The organism is Nocardiopsis coralliicola, assembly GCF_054779695.1.
The window spans coordinates 54,634-76,630 of the sequence record NZ_BAAGXT010000019.1 but is presented as its reverse complement, the minus strand read 5'-3'; the positions used below and the strand labels follow the sequence as shown (position 1 = coordinate 76,630).

Genomic DNA, 21,997 nt, shown 5'->3' with positions numbered 1-21,997 from the left:
CCCCCATGGCCCGCAGAAGGGGCCCGGTGCCGGACGGCGCCGGGCCGGAGACCGCCGACTCGGACGGCCCGCCGCGGCGCGGGCTGACCGGTCGGCTTCTGCGCGGCTACCACGCGGCCCAGCGCGCCGCGCGCTGGCTCGTCCGCAGCGTCCACCAGCGCTGGCGCGGATCGCTCCAGCTGCGGGTGGTCACCAGCACCCTGCTCATCTCGATGGCGGTGGCGGCCGTCCTCGGGTTCTTCCTCGTCCAGCAGGTCCGCAGCGGGCTGCTGGAGGCGCAGCGCGAAGCCGCGGTCAGCGACCACGGTTCGGGCCTGAGCACCGCGCTCAGCGAGCTGCAGGACGGCGACCAGCCGGTCGACCGGGACAAGCAGCTCTCCGACATCGTCGAGCAGCTCACCGGCGGCAGCGGCACCTCCGGTACCTACGAGGCGATGATCCTGCCCAGCGTGGACGGCTCGTCCGGCTGGGTGGCGGGCGGCATCCGCGAGGACACCGTGCCCGACCGGCTGCGCGAGCGCGTGCAGTCCGCCGGCTCCATGGACTCCTCCTACTGGACCTACACCACGATCCAGCGGGACCGCGGCGAGAACGAGCCCGGCCTGGTCGTGGGCGCCCCGCTGTCGCACGCCTACGAGCTCTACTACGTCTTCCCCCTCACCCACGAGCAGCAGATCCTGGACCTCGTCCAGAACACCCTGTACTTCGTGGCCACCCTGCTCTGCCTCGTGCTCGGCGTCATCGCCTACCTGGTCACCCGGCAGGTGGTGAGCCCGGTGCGGGCCGCCGCCGGCTCGGCCGAGCGGCTCGCCGAGGGCGACCTGAACGAGCGGATGGAGGTGCGCGGCGCCGACGACCTCGCGCGGCTGGCCGTCTCCTTCAACGAGATGGCCGGCAACCTGCAGGAGAAGATCCAGGAGCTGGAGGAGCTCTCCCAGGCGCAGCGCCAGTTCGTCTCCGACGTCTCGCACGAGCTGCGCACCCCGCTGACCACCATCCGGATGGCCGGCGACCTGCTCTACGACGACCGCGCATCGCTCGACCCGACGATGGGGCGCTCGGTGGAGCTGCTGCAGGGCCAGCTGGAGCGGTTCGAAGAGCTGCTCGCCGACCTGCTGGAGATCAGCAGGTACGACGCCGGCGCCGCGACCCTGGCCGTGGAGTCGGCCGACGTGCGCGACGCCGTCCTCAAAGCCGTCGGGGAGTCCGAGCAGATCGCCGAGAAGCGCGGCATCAAGGTCGTGCTGCGGCTGCCTGCCGAGCCCTGCACGGCGGAGTACGACACCCGCCGCATCAACCGGATCCTGCGCAACCTCGTGGTCAACGCCATCGAGCACAGCGAGGGGCGCGACGTCGTGGTCACCGCGGCCGGCGACCGGGACGCCGTCGCGGTCGCCGTGCGCGACTTCGGCGTCGGGCTCAAAGAAGGCCAGGAGCACCTCTGCTTCGACCGCTTCTGGCGCGCCGACCCGGCCCGGGCCCGCACCACCGGCGGTACCGGCCTGGGCCTGTCCATCGCCAAGGAGGACGCGCAGCTGCACGGCGGCTGGCTGCAGGCCTGGGGCGAGATCGGCCGGGGATCGCAGTTCCGGCTCTCGCTGCCGCGCCGGGCCGGAGCCGAGCTGCGCGGCTCGCCGCTGCCGCTGGTGCCGCCGGAGAAGTCGCTGCCGAACCGCGTCGCCGCACCCGCCCCGGGCCCGGCGGCGCCCGCCACCGGGGAGGGGGCATGAGGACACACCGCGCACGCGCGCGTACCGGCCGGGCCGGCGCCGCGCTGGGCCTGGCCGCGCTGCTGGTGAGCGGATGCGCGGCCGTCCCGTCGGGCGGCCCGATCGTGGAGGCGGACCGGGGCGGCGAGTCGCCGGACCCCTACGACGGCTATGTCCGCATGCTGCCGGTCGGCCCGCAGCCGGGCGTCGGCGAGGAAGGGCTGATCACCGGCTTCCTCAAGGACATGGCGAGCTTCGAGGAGAACCACGCGGCCGCGCGGCGGTTCCTCATGTCCGAGCAGCGCGCCGACTGGTCACCGGACGACTCCGCGCGCATCTACGAGACTCCGGACGCGGTCTCCCTCGACGTGGAGACCAACGCCGACGACACCTCCGCCACCGTGCGGATGCGGACTCCGGAGGCGGCCGTCATCCGCCCGGACGGCCAGTACGTGAGCGGCAACGGCAGCGACATCATCGACGTCAGCTTCGAACTGGAGCGCGACGGCGACGGCGAGTGGCGCATCACCGAGCTGCCCGACCAGCTCATCCTGTCGCGCGCCGACGTCGACCGCGTCTACCGGCCGCTCAACCTGTACTTCTTCAACACCTCCGCCAGCACGCTGGTGCCCGACCCGGTGTTCCTGCCGGTCACCTCGGACGAGGTGGCCACCCGGCTGGCCAAGAAGCTCGTCGCGGGCCCCACGTCGTGGCTGGAGCCGGCCGTCGGATCGGCGTTCCCGGAGGGCGCGACCGCCGACGTCGCGTTCGACGGGGGCACCGTGGTGGTGGAACTGAGCGGCGTCGACTCCGGCCAGGCCGAGAAGTTCGGCATGGAGGCCCAGCTCGGCTGGACCCTGAAGCAGCTGCCCGAGGTGCAGGAGGTCCTGCTGCGGGTCGGCGGCGAGGAGACGCGCATCCCGGGTGACGAGGACCAGAACCTGCAGACCGACGCCGCGGACTGGGACTCGGTCGACCCGTCCGGCTCCACGGACCTGGACGCCTACTTCCTGCGCGACGGCCGGCTGTGGAGCATGGCCGCCGACGAGGAGGACATCGGCGAGCAGGTGGAGCAGGTGCCGGGGCTGCTGGCCGCGGACGCGGGGCCGAGCGAGTACGCCGTCTCGCTCGACGAGGAGTACTACGCCGCGATCGAGAGCGACGGCAGCAGCGTCACCACCGGGCCCGCGGCCGGCGGCCCGTCGGACACCGTGCTGGAGGGCGGCGACTACACGTCGGTGTCCTGGGACCCCTTCGGGGACCTGTGGGTGAGCGAGACGGTCCGCGAGGACGGCGGAGACGAGGACGAGGACGAGGACGCCGACGGCGGCGGAGCACGCGAATCGGCCGGCGAAGGCGCCGACGCCGACGACGGCAGCGAGGAGTCCGAGGGCACCCGCGTGTGGCGGGTGCGCGACGGCACCGACCCCGAGGAGGTGGCGGCGCCGGCCCTGGACGACCGGTCCGTCGCCCAGCTGCGCGTGTCGCGGGACGGGACCCGCGTGGCCGCGGTGACCTCCGCGGGCGGCGCCGCCGGGGAGCTGGTCGTCGGCCGGGTGGTCCGGGACGGCGGTGGCGCTGCGCTGGAGTCGTTCCTGCCGCTGGCCGGCGAGATCGGCACGGTCGCCGACGTGGCGTGGCGGGGCGCCGACCAGCTGGCGGCGCTGGCCAGCCGGTCCGGCGGCCCGATGCGGGGCTACCTCGTGCCGCTGGACGGCGGTACCGAGCCGACGTCAGTGGGCAACGTGGCCGCCGCCGACACCATCGCGGCCGCGCCCGAGCGCCCGCTCATCGCGTCCGGCGAGGACGACCAGCTCTGGCTGACCAGCGACCGCGTGCTGTGGCAGCGCGGCACCGAGGGCACGGACCCGGTCTTCCCCGGCTGACCCGCGGGGCGCCGGTTCTGCACAGATCGGCGGACCCCTCTGGCAGCGGAGTGCGCGGTAGCGGACCGTGGCCGGTATGCAGGCCCATCCGCTCCACCAGGCCCTCGCCCTTCTCCTCGGAGAGTGCTGCGCAGCCTGCGGCACCCCCGGCGGGACCGTCTGCGCTGAGTGCGCGGCCGGCCTCGCCCCCCGGCCGCACCGCTGCGCGGCCCGCTCCGGCTGCCCGCCCGTGTGGGCCGCCGGCCGCTACACCGGGCCCGACCGCGCCCTCCTCCTCGCCTTCAAGCGCGGCCGGCGCCGCCTGGCGGCACCGCTCTCGCTCCGGCTCGCCGCGGCGGGCCGGGCGGCCCTCGGAACAGCGGGTCCGGCTGCCCGCTCTCCGCCGGTACTGGTCCCGGTCCCCGCACGCCGGCGCGGCGTACGCGCCCGGGGCTACGACCCGGTCGCGCTCCTCGTCCGCCGGGCCGCAGCGCGCTGGACCCCGCCGCTGCCCTGGGCCCCGGTCCTCCGCCACGGCCGCGCCGTCGCCGACCAAGTCGGCCTCGACCGCGGCGCCCGCCGCCGCAACCTGTCCGGTGCCCTGGAACTCCGCCGCGCCCCTCCCGGCCCCGTGCTGCTGGTCGACGATGTCGTCACCACCGGCGCCACCCTGGCCGAAGCCGCCCGTGCCCTGAGAGCCGCCGGAATCCCGGTGCTCGGGGCTGCGGTCCTGGTGGAGCGCTAGGGCGCGCCGGGCGGGCAGCTGTCCGGCTGCGTATCGCCCTGGCACGCCCCGCACGGCGTTCTCCGAAGTCGGGGAGGGGAGGCGGGAACAGCGGGCCCCGGACTCCCTCGCCTGCCGTGCGACGGCGCACCGCCGACACCGATCGCGGCAGACGCCCGCCACCGAACACGCCCCAGCGCGCGGGCCTGCGGTCCGCTCCCAAACGTATGCGTTTCGCATATATTTGGCGGATGGAACCGCTGTTGGAGCAGGCAGTCAGCGAGTGGCACGCAGGTGTCAACGCCGGGGACCTCCGCCGCGCGTCGTCGGCTGTCGGGGATCCGATCGTCGTGCTCGGTCCGAAGGGAGCGGGGCCGATCTCACCGGACCAGTTCGCCGGGTGGGTCGAGCGGTCGGGCATCCGGCTGGTGCCGCGCTCGTGGCACCCGGTCAGCGAGCGGCTGATGGTGGTCGAGCAGGACGCCACGTGGCCCGAGAGCCCGGCCCCCAGCCGCGTGGCTACGGTGTTCCGCGTTGCGGACGCGAAGGTCACCGCGGCACTGCGGCTGCCGGACCTGGGCTCCGCCCTGGATCTGGCCGTCATCTGCCGCGAACTGGCCGCGACCGAATGAGCGCACCGGGCCCGGGGCAGGCCCTGTTCAGCTTCGTCCGGCACTGGTCCCGCCGTCCGACCGCCGGTGACGCGTCCATCGGGGAACAGGGGCGGCTCGTCGCAGTGACCGAAGCCGCGGCGGCACTGGCCGGGCGCGAGGTACCCGCGACCGTCAACGCGGTGGCGGACGAGGTCGGTATCGACCAGAGCGGTGCGTCGCGGCTCATCCGGAGCGCGGTGGACGCCGGCTACCTGACGATGGCGAGAGTGCCGGCGGACGGGCGCAGGCGCGAAGCCGCGGTCACGCCCGCCGGGTACACCGCCCTGGAGCGCGCGCACGAATGGCAGGAGCGCGTGTTCGACGAGCTGACCGCGGGATGGAGCCGCCGGCGGCGGGCCGATTTCCAGAGCGCGATGGCTGACCTCGTCGCCCGGTCCTCCGTGATCGGCCGATGATCCGCCGCGCTCTCCCCGGGGCGGGCGAGTGGCTTCGGACACCCGCCTGAAGGGGGATCCCGCCTGGTGGGGAACTGGTGCGGGCGCCAAGAGGGGGCCAAGATCGGCTACGGGATCGGCATTGCCGTTCCCGTCCGGTGAGCTGGGAGTACGCGGACGGCGGGGGTCTGGCGGGGAGGGGCGGCGGATCGCTGGGCGAGCGCCACCTGACAAGAGGGGGATATCGGGTTAGCGTTCGTGCATGGCACCCGCCCGGGTCCGTGGTTGCGCCGGTCGCTCCGCTGCTGACGGCAGTGGCGCGTACGGCCGGCAAGCCGATGCCAGGCGCAGGCGAAACGGCCCACGTAAGGCGACTTTTCGTCGACCGATCACGGTGCGCCTTAGAGGTAAGACCTGCCTCGCAGAGGGTCCAGATGTCCCTCGGGAGCGAGAGAAGGGCAGTAGTCGCACTCGAAGCGGCGGATCCCTCAGCAGGCGGATGTGGGGACGAAGACCAGGTCGGCCGGGCGGGTGGCATGTCCCTGGGTTCCAGGGCACACCTCTGTCCAGGCCTACCCGGATGCGGCCCGCCGATGCGCGCCGCGGTCCGGCTGTTTGCCCACCCCGCAGCCGCGTGATCACGGCCGTCAGCTGGGTATACGGATGGCGAAGCGGCCCGCCCCTCCAGGGGCGGACGGAAGGAGGAAGACCCGGAGCGAAGCCCTCCGCCCCGCGGAGGGCGTGACGACGGCCCGGCCCGCCGGGGTTCGGCGGCCGGGCGATGAAGGGGGTCTTGTGGACATCATCGTCAAGGGGCGGCGCACGGAGATCAGCGACCGGTTCCGCGACCACGTCGAAACCAAGCTCGCCAAGCTCTCCAAGTGGGAGAAGAAGGGCATGGAGATCGATGTCGAGGTCTCCCGCGAACGGAACCCGCGCCAGGCGGCGCAGAGCGAGCGGATCGAACTCACCATCCACTCCACCGGGCCCGTGATCCGCAGCGAGGCGTCCGCCGACGACCGCTACGGCGCGCTCGACCTCGCGGTGGAGCGGATTGAAGCGCGGCTTCGCAAGGCCGCCGACCGCCGCAAGGTCAGCAAGAGCGGCCGCACCCCCGTCTCGGTCGCCGACGCCACCGCCGCGCTCGCCGCAGAGGCAGCCCCCGCGGCCGCCGTGCCGTCCCCGGCCAGCGGCTCCGGTGCGGCCGGCACCGTCGACGGCGACGCGTCGGCAGCCGGGCAGAGCCGCTTCGACGACGACATCGTCGAGCTCGACACCCAGGGCGACGGGCCCGTGGTGGTGCGGGAGAAGTTCCACTCGGCGAAGCCGATGAGCATCGACCAGGCCCTCATGGAGATGGAACTGGTCGGCCACGACTTCTACCTCTTCCACGACGAGGACGCGAACGCGCCGAGCGTCGTCTACCGGCGCAAGGGCTTCAACTACGGCGTGATGCGGCTCGTCGACTAGGGCGTGCCGGGTGGGTGGCGCACGGCCGGGCAGCCGTCACCCGGCACGCCCCAGCCGCAGCTCCGCCCGCGCGCCCCCGCACCGCCGGGGGCGCGCGCGGACCCCTGTCGGGCCGCGCGCGCCTGCACCGCCCGCCCCGCGCCCGGCACCGGCCACGTGCTCCCCCCCCGGACCGGCAGCGGGGCGGCACCCCGGGATGGGATGCCGCCCCGCTCTTGCGTGTGTCGGGTGCGCTGCCGCACCGGCAGCGGGCGGTCAGCGGGCGGCGGCCGACGAGGCCGACGCCACCGCCTTGTCGCGGTCCTTGATCCGGTGGAGCGGCGTGGCGTGCGGCTCCTCGGAGTGCTTGCGCGGCTCGTCCAGCACGACGTCGAGGAAGATGTCGGTCACCGCGCACAGCGCGCCGCCGACCACCGCCGCGACGAGGCCGAGCACCCACAGCCACACCGCGCCCAGCACCATGCCGATGCCGATCGCCGCCGAGCCGGCCAGGATCATGCCCACCCCCAGCCAGCTGACCGTGCGGCCGCGGTGTTCGGGGGCCGGTGCCCAGCGCCCGCCCTCGTCCTGATAGCCCCGGATGTAGTATTCGACACTCGCGGACGATCCGTTCCCCTGGACCTCGCTCATGGCGGCCCCCCTCAGCAGTGGTCCTCATGAATTGAGATTTCCGGTGTCGTCCCGGCCAAACGGACGAACCGCCCGTGCTCAGCGCCGTACTCGGTGCGACCGCGGCGGCGGGGCAATAGGCTCGCCTAGGATGGAACGATGGGGGTCAAGGACTCCGTCCCGCCTCCGGACGCGGGCCCCGATTCGCGAGGAGCGCATAGCACGTGCCAGGCATACTCGACAAGGTCCTCCGCGCGGGGGAAGGCAAGATCCTGCGCAAGCTCAAGAAGCTGACGGACCAGATCAACTCGATCGAGGAGGACTTCGCCGACCTCGAAGAGGCTGAGCTGCGGGAACTGACCGACGAGTACCGCAAGCGCCTTGAGGACGGCGAGACGCTGGACGACCTCCTGCCGGAGGCGTTTGCGACGGTGCGCCGCGCCGCCCAGCTCACCCTCGGCCAGCGGCACTTCGACGTCCAGCTCATGGGCGGTGCCGCCCTCCACCTCGGCAACATCGCCGAGATGAAGACCGGTGAGGGCAAGACGCTGACCTCCACCCTCCCGGTCTACCTCAACGCGCTGTCCGGCAAGGGCGTCCACGTCGTCACCACCAACGACTACCTCGCCCGCCGCGACGCCGAGTCGATGGGCCGCATCCACCGGCTGCTCGGCCTCGAGGTCGGCGTGATCAGCCCGGACATGAAGCCGGAGGCCCGGCGCGCAGCCTACGCCGCCGACATCACCTACGGCACCAACAACGAGTTCGGCTTCGACTACCTGCGCGACAACATGGCGCTGTCGATGGACGCGCTGGTCCAGCGCGGCCACAACTTCGCCATCGTCGACGAGGTCGACTCGATCCTCATCGACGAGGCCCGCACCCCGCTGATCATCAGCGGACCGGCCCAGCAGAACTCGCGCTGGTACGAGGTGTTTGCGAAGCTCGCGCCGCGGCTGCGCCGCGACACCGACTACGAGGTCGACGAGAAGAAGCGCACCATCGGCATCAACGAGGCCGGTGTCGCCAAGGTCGAGGACGAGCTCGGCATCGAGAACCTCTACGAGCCGGCGAACACGCCCCTGGTGTCCTTCCTGAACAACGCGGTCAAGGCCAAGGAGCTGTACCGCAAGGACAAGGAGTACATCGTCAAGGACGGTGAGGTCCTCATCGTCGACGAGTTCACCGGGCGCGTGCTGCGCGGCCGCCGCTACAACGAGGGCATGCACCAGGCCATCGAGGCCAAGGAGCGCGTCCAGATCAAGGACGAGAACCAGACCCTCGCCAAGGTCACGCTGCAGAACTACTTCCGCCTCTACGACAAGCTCGCCGGCATGACCGGTACGGCCACCACGGAGGCGGCCGAGTTCAACCAGACCTACAGCATCGGCGTGGTCCCGATCCCGACCAACCGCCCGATGGTGCGCGACGATGAGCGCGACCTCGTCTACAAGAACGAGGAAGGCAAGTTCGACGCGATCGTCGAGGACCTCGCGGAGCGGCACGAGAAGGGCCAGCCGGTCCTGGTCGGCACCACCAGCGTGGAGAAGTCCGAGTACCTCTCCAAGCTGCTGAAGCGCCAGGGCGTCCCGCACGAGGTCCTGAACGCCAAGAACCACGCCCGAGAGGCCGCGATCATCGCGCGGGCCGGCCGGCTCGGCGGCGTCACGGTCGCCACCAACATGGCCGGCCGCGGTACCGACATCATGCTCGGCGGCAACGCCGAGTTCATGGCCGACGAGGAGCTGCAGGAGCGCGGCCTCAACCCGCTGGAGACTCCGGAGGAGTACGAGGCGGCCTGGCCCGAGGCGCTGGAGAAGGCCGAGGAGGCCGTGAGCAGCGAGCACGAGGAGGTCGTCGAAGCGGGCGGCCTGTACGTGCTCGGCACCGAGCGGCACGAGTCGCGGCGCATCGACAACCAGCTCCGCGGCCGCTCCGGCCGCCAGGGCGACCCCGGCCTGTCCCGGTTCTACCTGTCGCTGCGCGACGACCTGATGCGCATGTTCAACAGCGCCCGGGTCGAGATGATCATGGAGCGCACCAACTTCCCCGACGACCAGCCCATCGAGTCGGGTGTCGTCACCAAGGCGATCCAGAGCGCCCAGGGGCAGGTGGAGAGCCAGAACTTCGAGATCCGGAAGAACGTCCTCAAGTACGACGAGGTCCTCAACCGGCAGCGCAAGGTGATCTACGCCGAGCGCAAGAAGGTACTCGAGGGCGAGGACCTGCAGGAGCAGGTCGAAGGCTTCATCGACGACGTGCTGGACGGCTACGTCCGCTCCGCCACGGCCGAGGGCGACTCCGACGACTGGGACCTGGACAAGCTGTGGAACGCGTTCCGGCAGCTCTACCCGATCGGGTTCACCGTCGACGAGTTCATCGACGAGAACGGCGGGATCGGCTCGATCACCGCGGAACTCCTCTCCGAGCGGGTCCGCGAGGACGCGCACGCCGCCTACGCCAAGCGCGAGGAGGAGATCGGCGAAGAGGCCATGCGCGAGGTGGAGCGCCGCGTCGTCCTGCAGGTCATGGACCGCAAGTGGCGCGAGCACCTCTACGAGATGGACTACCTCCAGGAGGGCATCGGCCTCCGGGCCATGGCGCAGCGCAACCCGCTGATCGAGTATCAGCGCGAGGGCTTCGACATGTTCCAGGAGATGCTCGCCGGCATCAAGGAGGACTCCGTCCGCCACCTCTACAGCGTTGAGGTGCAGGTCAAGCCGAAGGAGCAGCAGGAGGGCCTGACCGCGGCCTCGGCCGCCGCCACCGCGGTGGCGGTCTCGGCGAACGGCTCGGGTTCGGCCACGGCCGTCGCCACCAGGGAGGCGGTCGACGAGGGCGAGGACGCAGGCTCCGGGGACGGCGACGCCGAGAAGGCGGACGAGGACGAGTCCGCCGCGTCCGAGGACGCGGCCGCGGAGGCGGCTGCCGCCGAAGAGGTCGTCGTTCCGGGCTTCGAGGACGAGGGCGCGGCCGGCCGGCTGCAGTACACCGCCCCGTCCGAGGACGGCACGGTCACCAAGCGCACCGAGACGGCCGGCGACTCCTACGCCGGTACGCCGCGGAACGCGCCGTGCCCCTGCGGCTCGGGCAAGAAGTTCAAGAAGTGCCACGGAGACCCGAAGAACAAGTGATCTCCGGCGGCCCCGCGCTCAGCGGGGCCGCATCCAGGGGCGGGGGCCGGTCGCGTGCGACCGGCCCCCGCTGCCGTAGTACCCGGCCCGGCGGCCGCAGCGCCGGGCCGCCAGGCCGCCCGGGGCGCGCGGCGCCGCCGCGGCTCCGGTCGGCCGGCAGGGCCCCGGCCGCGGCCCGCAGCGGATACCCGCCGCGGACCGCGCCTGAGCCGCGTCAGCCGCGCGTGGGCCCTCCGGTGCCGCCAGGGCCGCCCTCCCGGTCGCCGGCCCCTTCTGCGCCGCCTGAGGCGGCGCTACCGCGGTCGGTGTCCTCGCCCGCGGCCCCCGCAGCTCCGGAGACCGCCGGTCCGGCTGCGTCTCCGGTCGCGCCTGCCTCGCCGGCCTGCTCCTCGATCGGCTCGCGGCCGGGCGTGGGCAGGTTCAGCTTGCGGATCAGGACGGTGAAGATCACGTAGTAGAGCACGAAGTAGACGACGCCGAGCAGCAGCACCCAGCCCAGGCCGAAGGTGTTCGACTTGAACGAGTTGAGCACCAGGTCGATCAGGCCGGCCGAGAACCCGAAGCCGAGGTGGGCGCCGAGAGCGTTCAGCACCGCCATCGAGATACCGGTCAGCACCACGTGCACGCCGAACAGGACCGGCGCGATGAAGATGAACGCGAACTCGATCGGCTCGGTGATGCCGGTGACGAACGCGGTCAGCGCCGCCGAGATCATGATGCCGCCCACCGCGGCCCGCCGGGACGGGTGCGCCGCCCGCCACATGGCGAGCGCCGCCGCCGGAAGCCCGAACATCAGCACCGGGAAGAAGCCGGAGAGGAATCCGCCGGCCGTGGGGTCGCCCTCCATGTAGCGCGGGATCTCGCCGAAGACGAACCACACCACCGAGTTGACGATGTGGTGCAGGCCGAACGGCAGCAGCAGCCGGTTGACGACGCCGTACACGCCCGCGCCGATCGGTCCGGCCGCGATGATCCAGTTGCCGAGGTCGTTGATCAGGCCGCCGAGGACCGGCCACACCGCGCCGAGCGCGACACCGAGCAGCAGGCCCGCGCAGGCGGTCACGATCGGCACGAACCGGCGGCCGCCGAAGAAGCCCAGCCAGTCCGGCAGCTTGATGCGGTGGTAGCGCTGCCACAGCACCGCCGCGATCAGTCCGATCGCGATGCCGCCCAGCACGTCGGTCGGGTTCTTCGCGCCGTAGTTCACCACTTCGGCGCCCTCGGCGTCGATCAGCAGCAGCGTCTCGCGCAGCTCGCCGCTCGGGTCGAAGTGGAAGAACATGTACTTGCTGACGCGGTCGAAGACCACGTAGCCGACGACGGCCGCCAGCGCCGTGGAGCCGTCGGCGCGCTTGGCGAACCCGATGGCGACACCCACCGCGAACAGCAGTGGCAGCAGCTCGAACAGCGAGTTGCCGGCCTCGCCGATGACCGGCGCGACCGGTTCCAGCCAGCCCATGCCGGGCACGTCGGCGAGGCCGCCGGGCTCGGGGCCGTTGGCGCCGAGCATGTCGGGCTGTCCGAGCCGGAGCAGGATGGCGGCGGCGGGCAGCACCGCGATGGGCAGCATCAGGCTGCGCCCGATGCGCTGCAGTACGCCGAGCACCCGGTTGGATCTGCCGGGTGCCGGCGCGGTTGTCGTGCTCACTTCCGGTCCTCCTTGCCTGAGGGGGGTGGCGCGGCTAGGCCGCGCCGTTGCGGCGGGGAGCCAGGCGCGAATGCAGCTGGTACCGGTCAGCGCGGTAGCGGGAGACCGCCGACTCGATGCAGGTGCCGTTGCTGAAGCTGCGGCGCTGCATGGAGAGGACGGGGCTGCCGGGGGCCAGGCCGAGGAGCTTCGCGTCGGCGTGGTCGCACAGCCCGGCTTCGATGGTCTGCTCGCCGGAGTCCAGCAGGACCCCGTACTCCTCCTCCAGGACGCGGTAGAGGGACCGCCCCGTGAGGGGGGCGTCCTCCAGTCCGGGGAGCAGCGAGAGCGGGAGCGCGGTGCGCTCCACGGCCATCGGTTCGCCGTCGGCGGTGCGAAGCCGCTCGATGTGGTGCACGGGGGTGCCGGGCGCCACGTCGAGCGTGCGTGCGATGTGCGGGCCGGCCGGTGCCGTCCTGCGGGACAGGTCGCGGGCGCCGGGGGTGAAGCCGCGGGCCCGCATGTCCTCGGTGAACGAGGCGAGCTCCAGGGGCATCTCGATCTTCGGGCGGCTGACGAAGGTGCCCTTGCCCGGCACCCGGTACAGCTTGCCCTCGGCGACCATGGCGTCAATGGTCTGGCGCACGGTCATGCGGGACAGGCCGTACTGGCGGCCGAGCTCCCGCTCGGAGGGGATCGGGTCGTCGACGCCCAGGCCCGCCTCCGCGATCCAGTCCACGAGGACGTCGCGCAGCTGCGCGTACTTCGGTGCGGGGCGCGACGGGTCGATCTCCATGGGCGGACCTTCGTGACGGGACGGGTGGGGTGCTGCGGGCCGGCGGCGCATCCGGTGCGGACTGCCGGGGTTCCTCCTCGCTGTACTCGCTGCGGGAGCCGGCCGCTCGGCACCGCTGGCGCGCTGCCGCCGGAACGGCCGCCGGACGGCCATTCTCGGGCCGCCGCGGTGCGTCCGCTGCATGAGCTTCCTCCCGCGGGGCTTCTGCGGCAAGGACCCCTTCTGATAGGACTGGTATAGGCCGGACTAGACCAGATGACGATCGTGTCGCCCGGGCCTCTCTGTCAAGGGGGGCGCCGCATTCGGGCCGCACGCCGAGCAGCGGACCACGAGCAGGAGCACTCCCATGACCACGAGCACGAGCGTCATGCGCTCGGAGATCGCCGAGCAGCCCGCGGCGCTCCGGGCCACCCTGGACGCGCTGCTGCCGCTCACCGGGGAACTGGCCGCCCTCGGCCGCGCCACCCGCCAGGTCCTCTTCATCGCCCGCGGTTCCTCCGACAACGCCGCCGTCTACGGCTCCTACCTGCTGCAGGCGCACGCGGGCCGGCTGGCGACGCTCGGCGCCCCCTCGATCGCCACCGAGTACGGCGCGCGCCTGGACCTGTCCGGCGTACTTGCGGTCGCCATCTCGCAGTCCGGCCGCACCGAGGAGATCACCCAGACCATGGCGTGGGCGGCCGACTGCGGCGCGCGCACCGTGGCCGTCACCAACGGAGCCGGTTCGCCGCTGGCCGAGGCGGCCGACCTGGCGCTGGTCACCCAGGCGGGCCAGGAGCTGGCAGTCCCGGCGACCAAGACCTACACGACCCAGCTCGCGGCGCTCGCGGTCCTGGCGCTGGGCCTGGGCGCCGAGCTGGACGCCGGCGAGCTGCGCGCCGTGCCGGACGCCGTGGAGGCGCTGCTCGCGGAGCCGACCGACGAGGTCGAGCGCATCGCCGAGCGGCTGGCCGGGGTGCAGGGCGCCGTCGTGTCCGGCCGCGGACTGGCGTTCTCCACCGCGCTGGAGGCCGCGCTCAAGCTCAAGGAGGCGTGCTACCTGCACGCGATGGGCCTCTCCTACGCCGACCTGCTGCACGGCCCGATCGCCGTGGTGGACGACGACACCCCCGCGATCCTGGTTTCGGCGGGCACCGGGCCCGCACTGGCGGGCGCGGTGGCCCTGGCCGAGCGGGTGTCGGCGGCGGGTGCGCCCGTCTACGGCATCGGCGGCGGCTCCGTCCTGCCCGGCGCGTGCGACCTGGCCGTACCGGCACCGGACACGCCGGAGTGGACCGCGCCGATGGGGCTGATCGTCCCCGCCCAGCTCCTCACCGAGGCGCTGGCCCGCCGGCTGGGCTACAACCCCGACTCCCCGCGCGGGCTCGGCAAGGTCACCCAGACCGCATGAGGCTGCACGCGTCCCGGGGCGGGTCCGCCCCGGGAACCGCGGCGCCTCGCGGCGCCGCCCTCTTAGGATCGTCGGCCCGGGGGATCTAAGCTTCCGGTCACAGGCGTACCCACCCCCTCGCACGGGCGCGGCGCCGCCCGCGCGGGACAGCCGGAGAAAGGCAGGTCTGAGATGGCCGACAAGGCAGCCGCGATCGTCGCCGGGCTCGGCGGCGCGGCGAACATCGTCGAGGTCGAGGCGTGCATCACCCGCCTGCGCACCGAACTGCGCGACCCGTCGCTGGCCGACGAGGCCGCGCTGAAGGCCGCCGGCGCCCACGGCGTCCTCTCCTCCGGATCGGTGGTGCAGGTGGTCGTGGGCCCCGAAGCCGACACGCTCACCGACGACATCAACGACCTCCTCGACTAGGGCGTGTCGGGTGGACGGCGTTTGCAGGACAGCTGTTCACCCGACACGCCCCAGGGCGTGTCCGATGGGCGGCGTCTGCAGGAGGGCCGCTGCCGACCGGACGCGCCCGAGCGGACGGCCGCGCCGCCGGCCGCAGGAGAGCGCTGCCCCGCGCCTCCCGCAACCCCCGCGCACACGACCCGTGCGCACACATGCCGAAAGGAGGGGCCGCATGCCCTCAGTGCTCGCCCCTGTATCCGGGCAGGCCGTCGGCCTGGCCGGCGTCGCAGACCCGGTCTTCTCCCAGGCCATGGTCGGCCCGGGCACCGCGATCGACCCCGAGCGCGGGCCGCAGCAGGCACTCGCGCCGATCAGCGGAACCGTGCTGAAGATGCACCCGCACGCATTCGTCCTCGTCGCCGCGGACGGCAAGGGCGTCCTCGTCCACCTCGGCATCGACACCGTCGACCTGAAGGGCGAGGGCTTCACCGTGCTCGCCGCCGAGGGCGACGCGGTCGAGGCCGGTACGCCGCTGGTGCGCTGGGACCCGGCGGCAGTCGAGCAGGGCGGCCGGGCGCCGGTGGTGCCGGTGATCGCCCTCGACGTCGGCGCCGAAGTCCTCACCGGCCTGGTGGAGGAGGGGCCGGCCGAGGCGGGCCGGACCGTCCTCTTCGGCCTGCCGTGAACGGGGCGCTTGGCGCGCCCTCAGCGGCGCTGTTCGACCTGGACGGCACCCTGGTGCACAGCGAGCCGCGGTCCCTGGCCCTGTGGTCCAGGCTGCTCGACGCCTACGGGATCGCCCACGACGAGGCGGTGCTGAACCGGTTCACCGGCCGGCGCGGTCCCGACGTGGTCGCCGAGGACCCGGACCTGTTCGGCGGCGCCCCCTGGGCCGAGCTGCACGAGCGGCTCCTCGCGCTCGCCGCGCTGCCCGGGCTGCCGCCGGTCCGGACGCTGCCGCGGTCCGCCGACTACGTGCGGCGGCTGCACCGGAGCGGGGTCCCCATCGCCTTGGTGACCTCGGCGGAGCGCGGCTGGGCGGGGGAGGCGCTGGAGCTGGCCGGTATCGCCGACGCGTTCGCGGGCGCGGTCACCGCCGAGGACGTCGTCCGCGGCAAGCCCGACCCCGAGGGCTACCTGGCGGGCGCGCGGCTGCTCGGGGCCGCGCCGGAGGACGTGACCGTTTTCGAAGACACGCCGGCCGGGGTGCAGGCGGGCCTCAGCGCCGGCATGACGGTCGTCGCCGTCACCACCACGCACCCGGCCGCGGCGCTCTCGGCGGCCCACCGGGTGGTGGACGACCTGGCCGACGCGGAGGGGCCGGTACGTCCCGGCTGAGCCGAGCGCGCCCCGCGGGCCGCCGCGGGCAGCGGGCGGGCCGGGGCGGCAGGCAACCAGCACTACGGCAGAAGTACGGCAGCAGCGGAGGCGGCCCGGCCGGGCACCCCGCACTGAGCGGCCCGCCGCGGCGGGCGGAAGGAGATGAAGGTGGCGGAGCGACGAGTCACGGTCGAGTCCGAGGTCGGGCTGCACGCGCGCCCGGCGGCGCTGTTCGTCGAGGCGGCCGCTGCGGCGTCCGGAGAGGCCACCGTGGCCAAGGAGGGCGGCGCCGCCGTGTCGGCCAAGAGCATCCTCGCCGTGATGGGGCTGGACGTGCGCAACGGCGATGAGATCGTTCTGCGGGTGGACGGGGACGGCGCGGAGGCCGTGCTGGACCGGATGGCAGCGGCCGCCAACGCCGGCTGACCGCGCCACGCGAGGGGGAGCAGATGGGACGCACTCTGGAGGGAACCGGCGTCGGGCCGGGCGTGGGCTACGGGCCGGCGCTGCGGCTGGTCCGGTCGGTACCGGAGCCGCCGCAGACCGGCTATGCCGGCGGCGCGGAGGCTGAGTCGGGCCGTGCGGTGCAGGCGATGCAGGACACCGCCGCGCAGCTGCGCGAGCGGGGCGAGAAGGCCGGCGGAGAGGCGCGCGACGTGCTCTCCGCCCAGGCGCTCATGGCCGAGGACCCCTCGCTCGCCGACGACGTGCGGCGCCGCGTCGCCGAGGGCACCGCGGCCCCCCGCGCCGTCTACGAGGCGCTGGGGCACTACCGCGACCTGCTGGCCGGCGCCGGCGGGTACATGGCCGAGCGCGCCGCTGACCTCGACGACGTCCGGGACCGCATCGTGGCCCGGCTGCTGGGCGTCCCGATGCCCGGCGTGCCGACGTCGGACACGCCGTTCGTCCTGGTCGCGCGGGACCTGGCGCCGGCCGACACGGCCACCCTCGACCCGGCGGCGGTGCTCGCGTTCGTCACCCGCGAGGGCGGGCCGACGAGCCACACCGCGATTCTCGCGCGCTCCCTCGGGCTCCCCGCGGTGGTCGCCGGGCCGGAGGCCGACGGCATCGCGGACGGCACCCCGCTGCTCGTCGACGGCGGCACCGGCCGGGTGGTGGCCGACCCCGACCCGGCCGAGGCAGAGCGGGCGCTGGCCGCGCAGCGTGAGCGCGAGGCCGCGGCGTCCGGCGCGTCCGGCCCGGGACGCACGCGCGACGGCCACCCGGTCCCGCTGCTCGCCAACATCGGCGGCCCGGCCGACCTGCCGGCCGCGGTCGCGGCGGGCGCGGAGGGCATCGGGCTGTACCGCACCGAGTTCCTCTTCCTGGACCGGACCGACCCGCCCGGCCGGGCCGAGCAGGCCGAGGCCTACCGGGCCGCGCTGGACGCGTTCCCGGCCGGCGCGAAGGTCGTCGTGCGCACGCTGGACGCCGGTGCCGACAAGCCGCTGGCGTTCCTGCCCGCGCCCGGCGAAGAGCCCAACCCGGCGCTGGGCGAGCGCGGCCTGCGGATGGGGCAGCGGCACACCGGCGTCCTCGACGGCCAGCTGGCGGCGCTCGCCGACGCGGCCCGCGGCGCCGCCGCCGACCTGTGGGTGATGGCGCCGATGGTCACCGACGCCGCGGACGCGGACTGGTTCGCCGGCCGCGCCGCGGCGGCCGGGATCGCCGAGGCCGGGGTGATGATCGAGGTGCCCGCGGCCGCGCTGCGGGCCCGGCACATCGCCGAGAGCGCCGCGTTCTTCAGCATCGGCACCAACGACCTCACCCAGTACGCCTGCGCCGCCGACCGCGAAGTGGGCGGCCTGTCCCGGTTCCAGGACCCCTGGCAGCCGGCGGTCCTGGAGCTCGTGGCGCGCACCGCGCAGGAGGCCGCCGCCGCAGAGCGGCCGTGCGGGGTGTGCGGAGAGGCCGCGGCCGATCCGCTGCTCGCCTGCGTGCTGGCCGGCGCCGGCGTCACGACGCTGTCGATGGGCGCTCCGGCACTGGCGATGGTCCGCGCCGCCCTGTCCCGCGCCACGCTGGAGGAGTGCCGGGCGGCCGCCGCCGCGGCCGTCGCCGCCCGCGGTCCGGACCAGGCCCGCGATGCGGCTCGGGCCGCTCTGCCCGGACCGGCCGCGCTGGGCCTGTAGCGTAGGGGCCCGGGCGCGCAGCCGCGCCCGGGCCCCCGGGGCAGGTCCGGACCGCTGTGCGGGCCGTGCCGCCCCAGCCGGCTCCGACCGGCGGAGACGCCGGGTATTCCCGGTGCGGACGCCGCACGCCGGATACGTCCCAGGGTGTGTTCTCCGGCTGCTCGCCGCCGGGCCGCGCCGGTCCGGCCGGCGTCGGTATCGGCGGCACTGCACGGCTCTGCGGCTGCACGGTGCAGCGCCGGTCCAGCGGACAGCACCGGCGGGCCCGGACCGCAGGCCCGAGCTGTGACCGCAAGGCCCGCGCACCGCGCCGCCCGGTACCCCGCTCGGCTGCAGTCCTGCACCGCTGCCACCCGTCCCGGGCGGCAGCGCGGCCCTCGCGGGCCGCCCCGATCCGAACAGAGGCCTCGCTATGCCCCGACGCCTGCTCGCGCCGCTGTGCGCCCTGCTGCTGCTCGTTCCCGCGTGCTCCGCCGAGGGCGGCGGCAGCACCCCGCCGCCCGAGCAGGGCGGCGGTGAGGTCCTGCCGGACGCCGAGGCCGAGCAGCGCGCTGCCGAGGTGCTCGACGGCATGGCGCTGGAGGAGAAGATCGGCCAGCTCCTCGTCCTCGACGTGCTCGGCACCACCCCCGAGGAGAACGCCGACCGGCTGGAGACCCTCCGCCCCGGCGGCCTCATCTACTTCCCGCAGAACCTCGAGTCCGGCGGCGCCGAAGGGATCGCGGAGCTCTCCAACGGCCTGCAGGAGGCGGCCGCGTCCGGCGGCGGCGCCGCAGTGCCCCTGCTCATCGGCATCGACCAGGAGCAGGGCATGGTGTCGCGGCTGCCGGTCGGCACCCGCTTCCCGGACGCGATGGCGGTCGGCGCGACCGGGTCGGAGGAGCAGGCTGCGGCGCTGGCCGGAACGACCGCCGCCGAGCTGCGCGCACTGGGTATCAACCTCGACTACGCGCCGGCCGCCGACGTCAACACCGATCCGGACAACCCGGTGATCGGAATCCGCTCGTTCGGCTCCGACCCCGAGCAGGTCGGCGCGCTGGCGGTCGCCGAGGCCGAGGCGTTCGAGGAGAACGGGGTGGCGCCGGTCGTCAAGCACTTCCCCGGCCACGGCGACACCGACGTCGACAGCCACACCGGGCTGCCGGTGGTGGAGAAGAGCCGCGAGCAGTGGGAGCAGGAGGACCTGCCGCCGTTCCGCGCGGCGATCGACGCCGGTGTCGACATGATCATGACGGCGCACGTGTTCCTGCCCGCGCTGGACGACTCCGGTGAGCCGTCGACGCTGTCGCCGGAGGTCGTGGACGGGGTCCTGCGCGACGAGCTCGGCTATGACGGCGTGGTCACCACGGACGCCCTCAACATGGAGGGCGTGCGCGAGACGCACGACGACGGCGAGATCGCGGTGCGCACCGTCGAGGCCGGCGTCGACCAGCTGCTCATGCCGCCCGACCCGCAGGCGGCGTTCGACGCGCTGTCCGCGGCGGTGGAGGAGGGCCGGATCACCGAGGAGCGGATCGACGAGTCCGCCCGCCGGATCCTTGAGGTGAAGGCGAAGCGCGGCCTGTTCGACGCCGGCCCGGTCGACGCGCAGGCGGCCGCGGACACGGTCGGTGCGGCCGACCACAAGGCCGCGGCGCAGGAGCTCGCCGACGCCTCGGCGACGCTGCTGGGCGGCGCCGACGCGGTGCCGGTGGCCCAGGGCGGCTCGGTCGCGGTGAGCGGTGTGGGCTCGGACGCTATCGCCGAAGCGCTGCAGGAGCTGGGCGTGGAGGTGGCCGACAGCGCCGCGGGCGCCGACCTCGCCGTCGTGGGTGTGAACGGCGCGCGCGGCGAGCCCGACCAGCAGGCGCTGGTGCAGCGCGCCGTGGACAGCGGCACCCCCGTGGTCGCCGTCGGCCAGGGTGCCCCCTACGACGCGGCGGTCCTCGACGGGATCGACGCCTACCTCGCCGTCTACTCGTCGGTCGGCGTCGCCCGGACCGCGGCCGCCCGGGTCATCGCGGGCGAGGCCGAGCCCGCCGGCGCCCTGCCCGTGGACATCCCCGGCACGCCCTACGAGCGCGGCGACGGCGCAGGCGGCTAGGGAGCGCCGGGGGCACCTGTCGCAGTGAACACCCTCCACTCCACACCGGAGCCGGCGAGGTGCACAGCCGCGGGGCCCCGAGGCGCAGGCAGCCGAACCGCGGCAGAGCGGGACGGTGCACCACCGGGCCCCGCACCCCGGTGCACGAGTCCCGGACGGTCCTGCGGTCGGGCTCTGACGCGGCGGCTGAGGTGCCCTCCGGCGGTTGCGGCGCCGCTGCCGGCCGGCCGGCGCGAGCAGGGCCGCGCTGCGGCTGCCGCTCTCCGGCTGTCCCGGAGTGCCGACGGTGCCGGGACGGCCCGCCGGAGCAGCGCGGCGCACGTCCGGCGCGGCAGTGCCCTGCCCGGGCCGAGGGGGCGGTGGGCGAGCACGGGAGGCAGCGCAGCGCCCCGCGCCCCGGTCGGAAGTCCGGGGGCGGGGCTGCGCGGTGGACGGCGGGTGCGGGCGGGGAGCGGCTCCCGGGCGCGTCCTACCCGGCGTTCTTGATCTCCTGGCGGCCCAGCGAGCGGAGGTGGACCTCGTCCGGTCCGTCGAAGATGCGCATCGCCCGGGCATGGGCGTACATCCGGGCCAGCGGCGTGTCGTCGCTGACGCCCGCGCCGCCGTGCACCTGGATGGCCCGGTCGATCACCTGCAGCGCCGCGCGCGGCGCCGCCACCTTGATCGCGGAGATCTCGGTGCGCGCCTCCTTGGTGCCCTTCGTGTCGATCAGCCAGGCCGTCTTCAGCACCAGCAGCCGGGCCTGCTCGATGGCGATGCGGGACTCGGCGATCTGCTCGCGCACCACGCCCTGGTCGGCGAGCGGCCTGCCGAACGCCACCCGGTCCTTGGCGCGGCGCACCATCAGCTCCAGCGCGCGCTCGGCGACGCCCAGCGCGCGCATGCAGTGGTGGATGCGGCCGGGGCCCAGCCGCGCCTGCGCGATCATGAAGCCGTCGCCCTCACCGGCGACGATGTTCTCCGCGGGCACGCGCACGTCGGTCAGCCGCAGCTCGCAGTGGCCCTCCTGGTCCTGGTAGCCGAAGACCGGCAGCGCCCGCACGATCTCCAGGCCCGGGGTGTCCCGCGGTACGAGCACCATCGACTGCTGCCGGTGGGTCGGGCCGTCCGGGTCGGTCTTGCCCATCACGATGAAGAACGCGCACCGCGGGTCGGCGGCGCCGCTGATCCACCACTTGCGGCCGTTGACGACGTAGGAGTCGCCGTCCCGGACGATCGAGGTGGCGATGTTGGTGGCGTCGGAGGAGGCCACGTCCGGCTCGGTCATCGCGAACGCCGAGCGGATGGTCCCGTCCAGCAGCGGGTCGAGCCACTGCTTCCGCTGCTCGGGGGTGCCGAACATGTGCAGCACCTCCATGTTCCCGGTGTCGGGCGCCGAGCAGTTCAGCGCCTGGGCCGCGAGGTGCGAGCGGCCGGTGACCTCGGCCAGCGTGGCGTACTCGGTGTTGGTGAGCCCGCCGATGTCGGGAAGGAACAGGTTCCACAGGCCGCGGCGGCGCGCCTCGGCCTTGAGCTCCTCCATCACCGGGGGCAGGGTGTGGTCGTCCGGCCCGGCCTGGGCGCGGTACTCCTCGTAGACCGGTTCGGCGGGGTAGACGCGGTGCTCCATGAAGTCCTGGAGCTCGGCGAGGTAGCGGGCGGCCTTGGGGCTGAGTCCGAAGTCCATGGGGCGAGTATGCCACTAGACCGACCGGTCGGTCTTC

17 protein-coding genes and 1 pseudogene are annotated in these 21,997 nt (G+C 74.0%); 14 read left to right on the top strand and 4 right to left on the bottom strand.

Annotated elements, in window-relative coordinates:
• Positions 1 to 5 precede the first annotated feature (5 nt).
• From mtrB to hpf, 6 genes are all read left to right on the top strand, one after another.
• On the top strand, positions 6 to 1,730 hold the full coding sequence (gene mtrB, locus ACYVGT_RS15335; protein WP_460858663.1) for an MtrAB system histidine kinase MtrB: 1,725 nt from the start codon (positions 6 to 8) through the stop codon (positions 1,728 to 1,730).
• Positions 1,727 to 3,595 (top strand): LpqB family beta-propeller domain-containing protein, encoded by a 1,869-nt coding sequence (locus tag ACYVGT_RS15330; protein ID WP_460858661.1) that lies wholly within the window; start codon positions 1,727 to 1,729, stop codon positions 3,593 to 3,595. Before mtrB ends, ACYVGT_RS15330 begins: the two co-directional genes overlap by 4 nt.
• 76 nt (positions 3,596 to 3,671) lie before the next feature.
• Complete coding sequence (locus ACYVGT_RS15325) at positions 3,672 to 4,319, top strand: ComF family protein (RefSeq protein WP_460858659.1); 648 nt, start codon at positions 3,672 to 3,674, stop codon at positions 4,317 to 4,319.
• A gap of 230 nt (positions 4,320 to 4,549) precedes the next feature.
• Positions 4,550 to 4,930 carry a hypothetical protein gene (locus tag ACYVGT_RS15320; protein WP_460858657.1) on the top strand — a complete coding sequence of 127 codons (381 nt, stop codon included), beginning with the start codon at positions 4,550 to 4,552 and terminating at the stop codon, positions 4,928 to 4,930.
• Positions 4,927 to 5,367 carry a MarR family winged helix-turn-helix transcriptional regulator gene (locus ACYVGT_RS15315; RefSeq protein WP_460858655.1) on the top strand — a complete coding sequence of 147 codons (441 nt, stop codon included), beginning with the start codon at positions 4,927 to 4,929 and terminating at the stop codon, positions 5,365 to 5,367. The genes ACYVGT_RS15320 and ACYVGT_RS15315 overlap by 4 nt, the downstream gene beginning before the upstream one ends.
• 774 nt (positions 5,368 to 6,141) lie before the next feature.
• Positions 6,142 to 6,816, top strand: a complete 675-nt coding sequence (gene hpf, locus ACYVGT_RS15310; protein WP_460858653.1) for a ribosome hibernation-promoting factor, HPF/YfiA family — start codon at positions 6,142 to 6,144, stop codon at positions 6,814 to 6,816.
• A 255-nt stretch (positions 6,817 to 7,071) separates the two neighbouring features.
• Here the strand turns inward: hpf and ACYVGT_RS15305 are convergent, their stop codons facing one another.
• Complete coding sequence (locus ACYVGT_RS15305) at positions 7,072 to 7,446, bottom strand: hypothetical protein (protein ID WP_460858651.1); 375 nt, start codon at positions 7,444 to 7,446, stop codon at positions 7,072 to 7,074.
• A 203-nt stretch (positions 7,447 to 7,649) separates the two neighbouring features.
• Here ACYVGT_RS15305 and secA point away from each other — a divergent pair, with 203 nt between their 5' ends.
• Complete coding sequence (gene secA, locus ACYVGT_RS15300; RefSeq protein WP_460858648.1) at positions 7,650 to 10,559, top strand: preprotein translocase subunit SecA; 2,910 nt, start codon at positions 7,650 to 7,652, stop codon at positions 10,557 to 10,559.
• Between the two features lie 214 nt (positions 10,560 to 10,773).
• Here secA and ACYVGT_RS15295 read toward each other — a convergent pair whose 3' ends face one another.
• Both ACYVGT_RS15295 and ACYVGT_RS15290 read right to left on the bottom strand, forming a co-directional pair.
• Complete coding sequence (locus ACYVGT_RS15295; RefSeq protein ID WP_460858646.1) at positions 10,774 to 12,207, bottom strand: PTS transporter subunit EIIC; 1,434 nt, start codon at positions 12,205 to 12,207, stop codon at positions 10,774 to 10,776.
• A 34-nt stretch (positions 12,208 to 12,241) separates the two neighbouring features.
• Positions 12,242 to 12,982 (bottom strand): GntR family transcriptional regulator, encoded by a 741-nt coding sequence (locus ACYVGT_RS15290; protein ID WP_460858644.1) that lies wholly within the window; start codon positions 12,980 to 12,982, stop codon positions 12,242 to 12,244.
• 346 nt (positions 12,983 to 13,328) lie between these two features.
• Here ACYVGT_RS15290 and ACYVGT_RS15285 point away from each other — a divergent pair, with 346 nt between their 5' ends.
• The 7 genes and pseudogenes from ACYVGT_RS15285 to ACYVGT_RS15255 all read left to right on the top strand — a co-directional run bounded on the left by ACYVGT_RS15285 (position 13,329) and on the right by ACYVGT_RS15255 (position 20,294).
• On the top strand, positions 13,329 to 14,372 hold the full coding sequence (locus ACYVGT_RS15285; protein ID WP_460858641.1) for an SIS domain-containing protein: 1,044 nt from the start codon (positions 13,329 to 13,331) through the stop codon (positions 14,370 to 14,372).
• 159 nt (positions 14,373 to 14,531) lie between these two features.
• Positions 14,532 to 14,780, top strand: a pseudogene (locus tag ACYVGT_RS15280) (glucose PTS transporter subunit EIIB); the annotation flags it as partial.
• Positions 14,781 to 14,991: 211 nt separating this feature from the next.
• Positions 14,992 to 15,444, top strand: coding sequence for a PTS sugar transporter subunit IIA (locus ACYVGT_RS15275; RefSeq protein WP_460858638.1), 453 nt, complete (start codon positions 14,992 to 14,994; stop codon positions 15,442 to 15,444).
• The gene (locus ACYVGT_RS15270) at positions 15,441 to 16,097 is read left to right on the top strand and encodes an HAD family hydrolase (RefSeq protein ID WP_460858635.1); all 657 of its coding nucleotides are present in this window, start codon (positions 15,441 to 15,443) and stop codon (positions 16,095 to 16,097) included. The genes ACYVGT_RS15275 and ACYVGT_RS15270 overlap by 4 nt, the downstream gene beginning before the upstream one ends.
• 150 nt (positions 16,098 to 16,247) lie before the next feature.
• Complete coding sequence (locus ACYVGT_RS15265; RefSeq protein ID WP_460858633.1) at positions 16,248 to 16,505, top strand: HPr family phosphocarrier protein; 258 nt, start codon at positions 16,248 to 16,250, stop codon at positions 16,503 to 16,505.
• Positions 16,506 to 16,528: 23 nt separating this feature from the next.
• Positions 16,529 to 18,211: a phosphoenolpyruvate--protein phosphotransferase gene (gene ptsP, locus ACYVGT_RS15260; RefSeq protein ID WP_460858630.1), complete on the top strand. Its 1,683-nt coding sequence runs from the start codon at positions 16,529 to 16,531 to the stop codon at positions 18,209 to 18,211.
• A gap of 412 nt (positions 18,212 to 18,623) precedes the next feature.
• Positions 18,624 to 20,294, top strand: coding sequence for a glycoside hydrolase family 3 protein (locus ACYVGT_RS15255; RefSeq protein ID WP_460858628.1), 1,671 nt, complete (start codon positions 18,624 to 18,626; stop codon positions 20,292 to 20,294).
• 469 nt (positions 20,295 to 20,763) lie between these two features.
• Here the strand turns inward: ACYVGT_RS15255 and ACYVGT_RS15250 are convergent, their stop codons facing one another.
• The gene (locus tag ACYVGT_RS15250; protein WP_460858625.1) at positions 20,764 to 21,960 is read right to left on the bottom strand and encodes an acyl-CoA dehydrogenase family protein; all 1,197 of its coding nucleotides are present in this window, start codon (positions 21,958 to 21,960) and stop codon (positions 20,764 to 20,766) included.
• Positions 21,961 to 21,997: the final 37 nt, after the last annotated feature.

What these genes read in the sequence shown, in the direction of transcription:
- mtrB (WP_460858663.1), top strand. Translation starts at nt 6, where the DNA reads ATGGCCCGCAGAAGGGGCCCGGTGCCGGACGGCGCCGGGCCGGAGACC.
- ACYVGT_RS15330 (WP_460858661.1), top strand. Translation starts at nt 1,727, where the DNA reads ATGAGGACACACCGCGCACGCGCGCGTACCGGCCGGGCCGGCGCCGCG.
- ACYVGT_RS15325 (WP_460858659.1), top strand. Translation starts at nt 3,672, where the DNA reads ATGCAGGCCCATCCGCTCCACCAGGCCCTCGCCCTTCTCCTCGGAGAG.
- ACYVGT_RS15320 (WP_460858657.1), top strand. Translation starts at nt 4,550, where the DNA reads ATGGAACCGCTGTTGGAGCAGGCAGTCAGCGAGTGGCACGCAGGTGTC.
- ACYVGT_RS15315 (WP_460858655.1), top strand. Translation starts at nt 4,927, where the DNA reads ATGAGCGCACCGGGCCCGGGGCAGGCCCTGTTCAGCTTCGTCCGGCAC.
- ACYVGT_RS15305 (WP_460858651.1), bottom strand. Translation starts at nt 7,446, where the DNA reads ATGAGCGAGGTCCAGGGGAACGGATCGTCCGCGAGTGTCGAATACTAC.
- ACYVGT_RS15290 (WP_460858644.1), bottom strand. Translation starts at nt 12,982, where the DNA reads ATGGAGATCGACCCGTCGCGCCCCGCACCGAAGTACGCGCAGCTGCGC.
- ACYVGT_RS15285 (WP_460858641.1), top strand. Translation starts at nt 13,329, where the DNA reads ATGACCACGAGCACGAGCGTCATGCGCTCGGAGATCGCCGAGCAGCCC.
- ACYVGT_RS15275 (WP_460858638.1), top strand. Translation starts at nt 14,992, where the DNA reads ATGCCCTCAGTGCTCGCCCCTGTATCCGGGCAGGCCGTCGGCCTGGCC.
- ptsP (WP_460858630.1), top strand. Translation starts at nt 16,529, where the DNA reads ATGGGACGCACTCTGGAGGGAACCGGCGTCGGGCCGGGCGTGGGCTAC.
- ACYVGT_RS15255 (WP_460858628.1), top strand. Translation starts at nt 18,624, where the DNA reads ATGCCCCGACGCCTGCTCGCGCCGCTGTGCGCCCTGCTGCTGCTCGTT.
- ACYVGT_RS15250 (WP_460858625.1), bottom strand. Translation starts at nt 21,960, where the DNA reads ATGGACTTCGGACTCAGCCCCAAGGCCGCCCGCTACCTCGCCGAGCTC.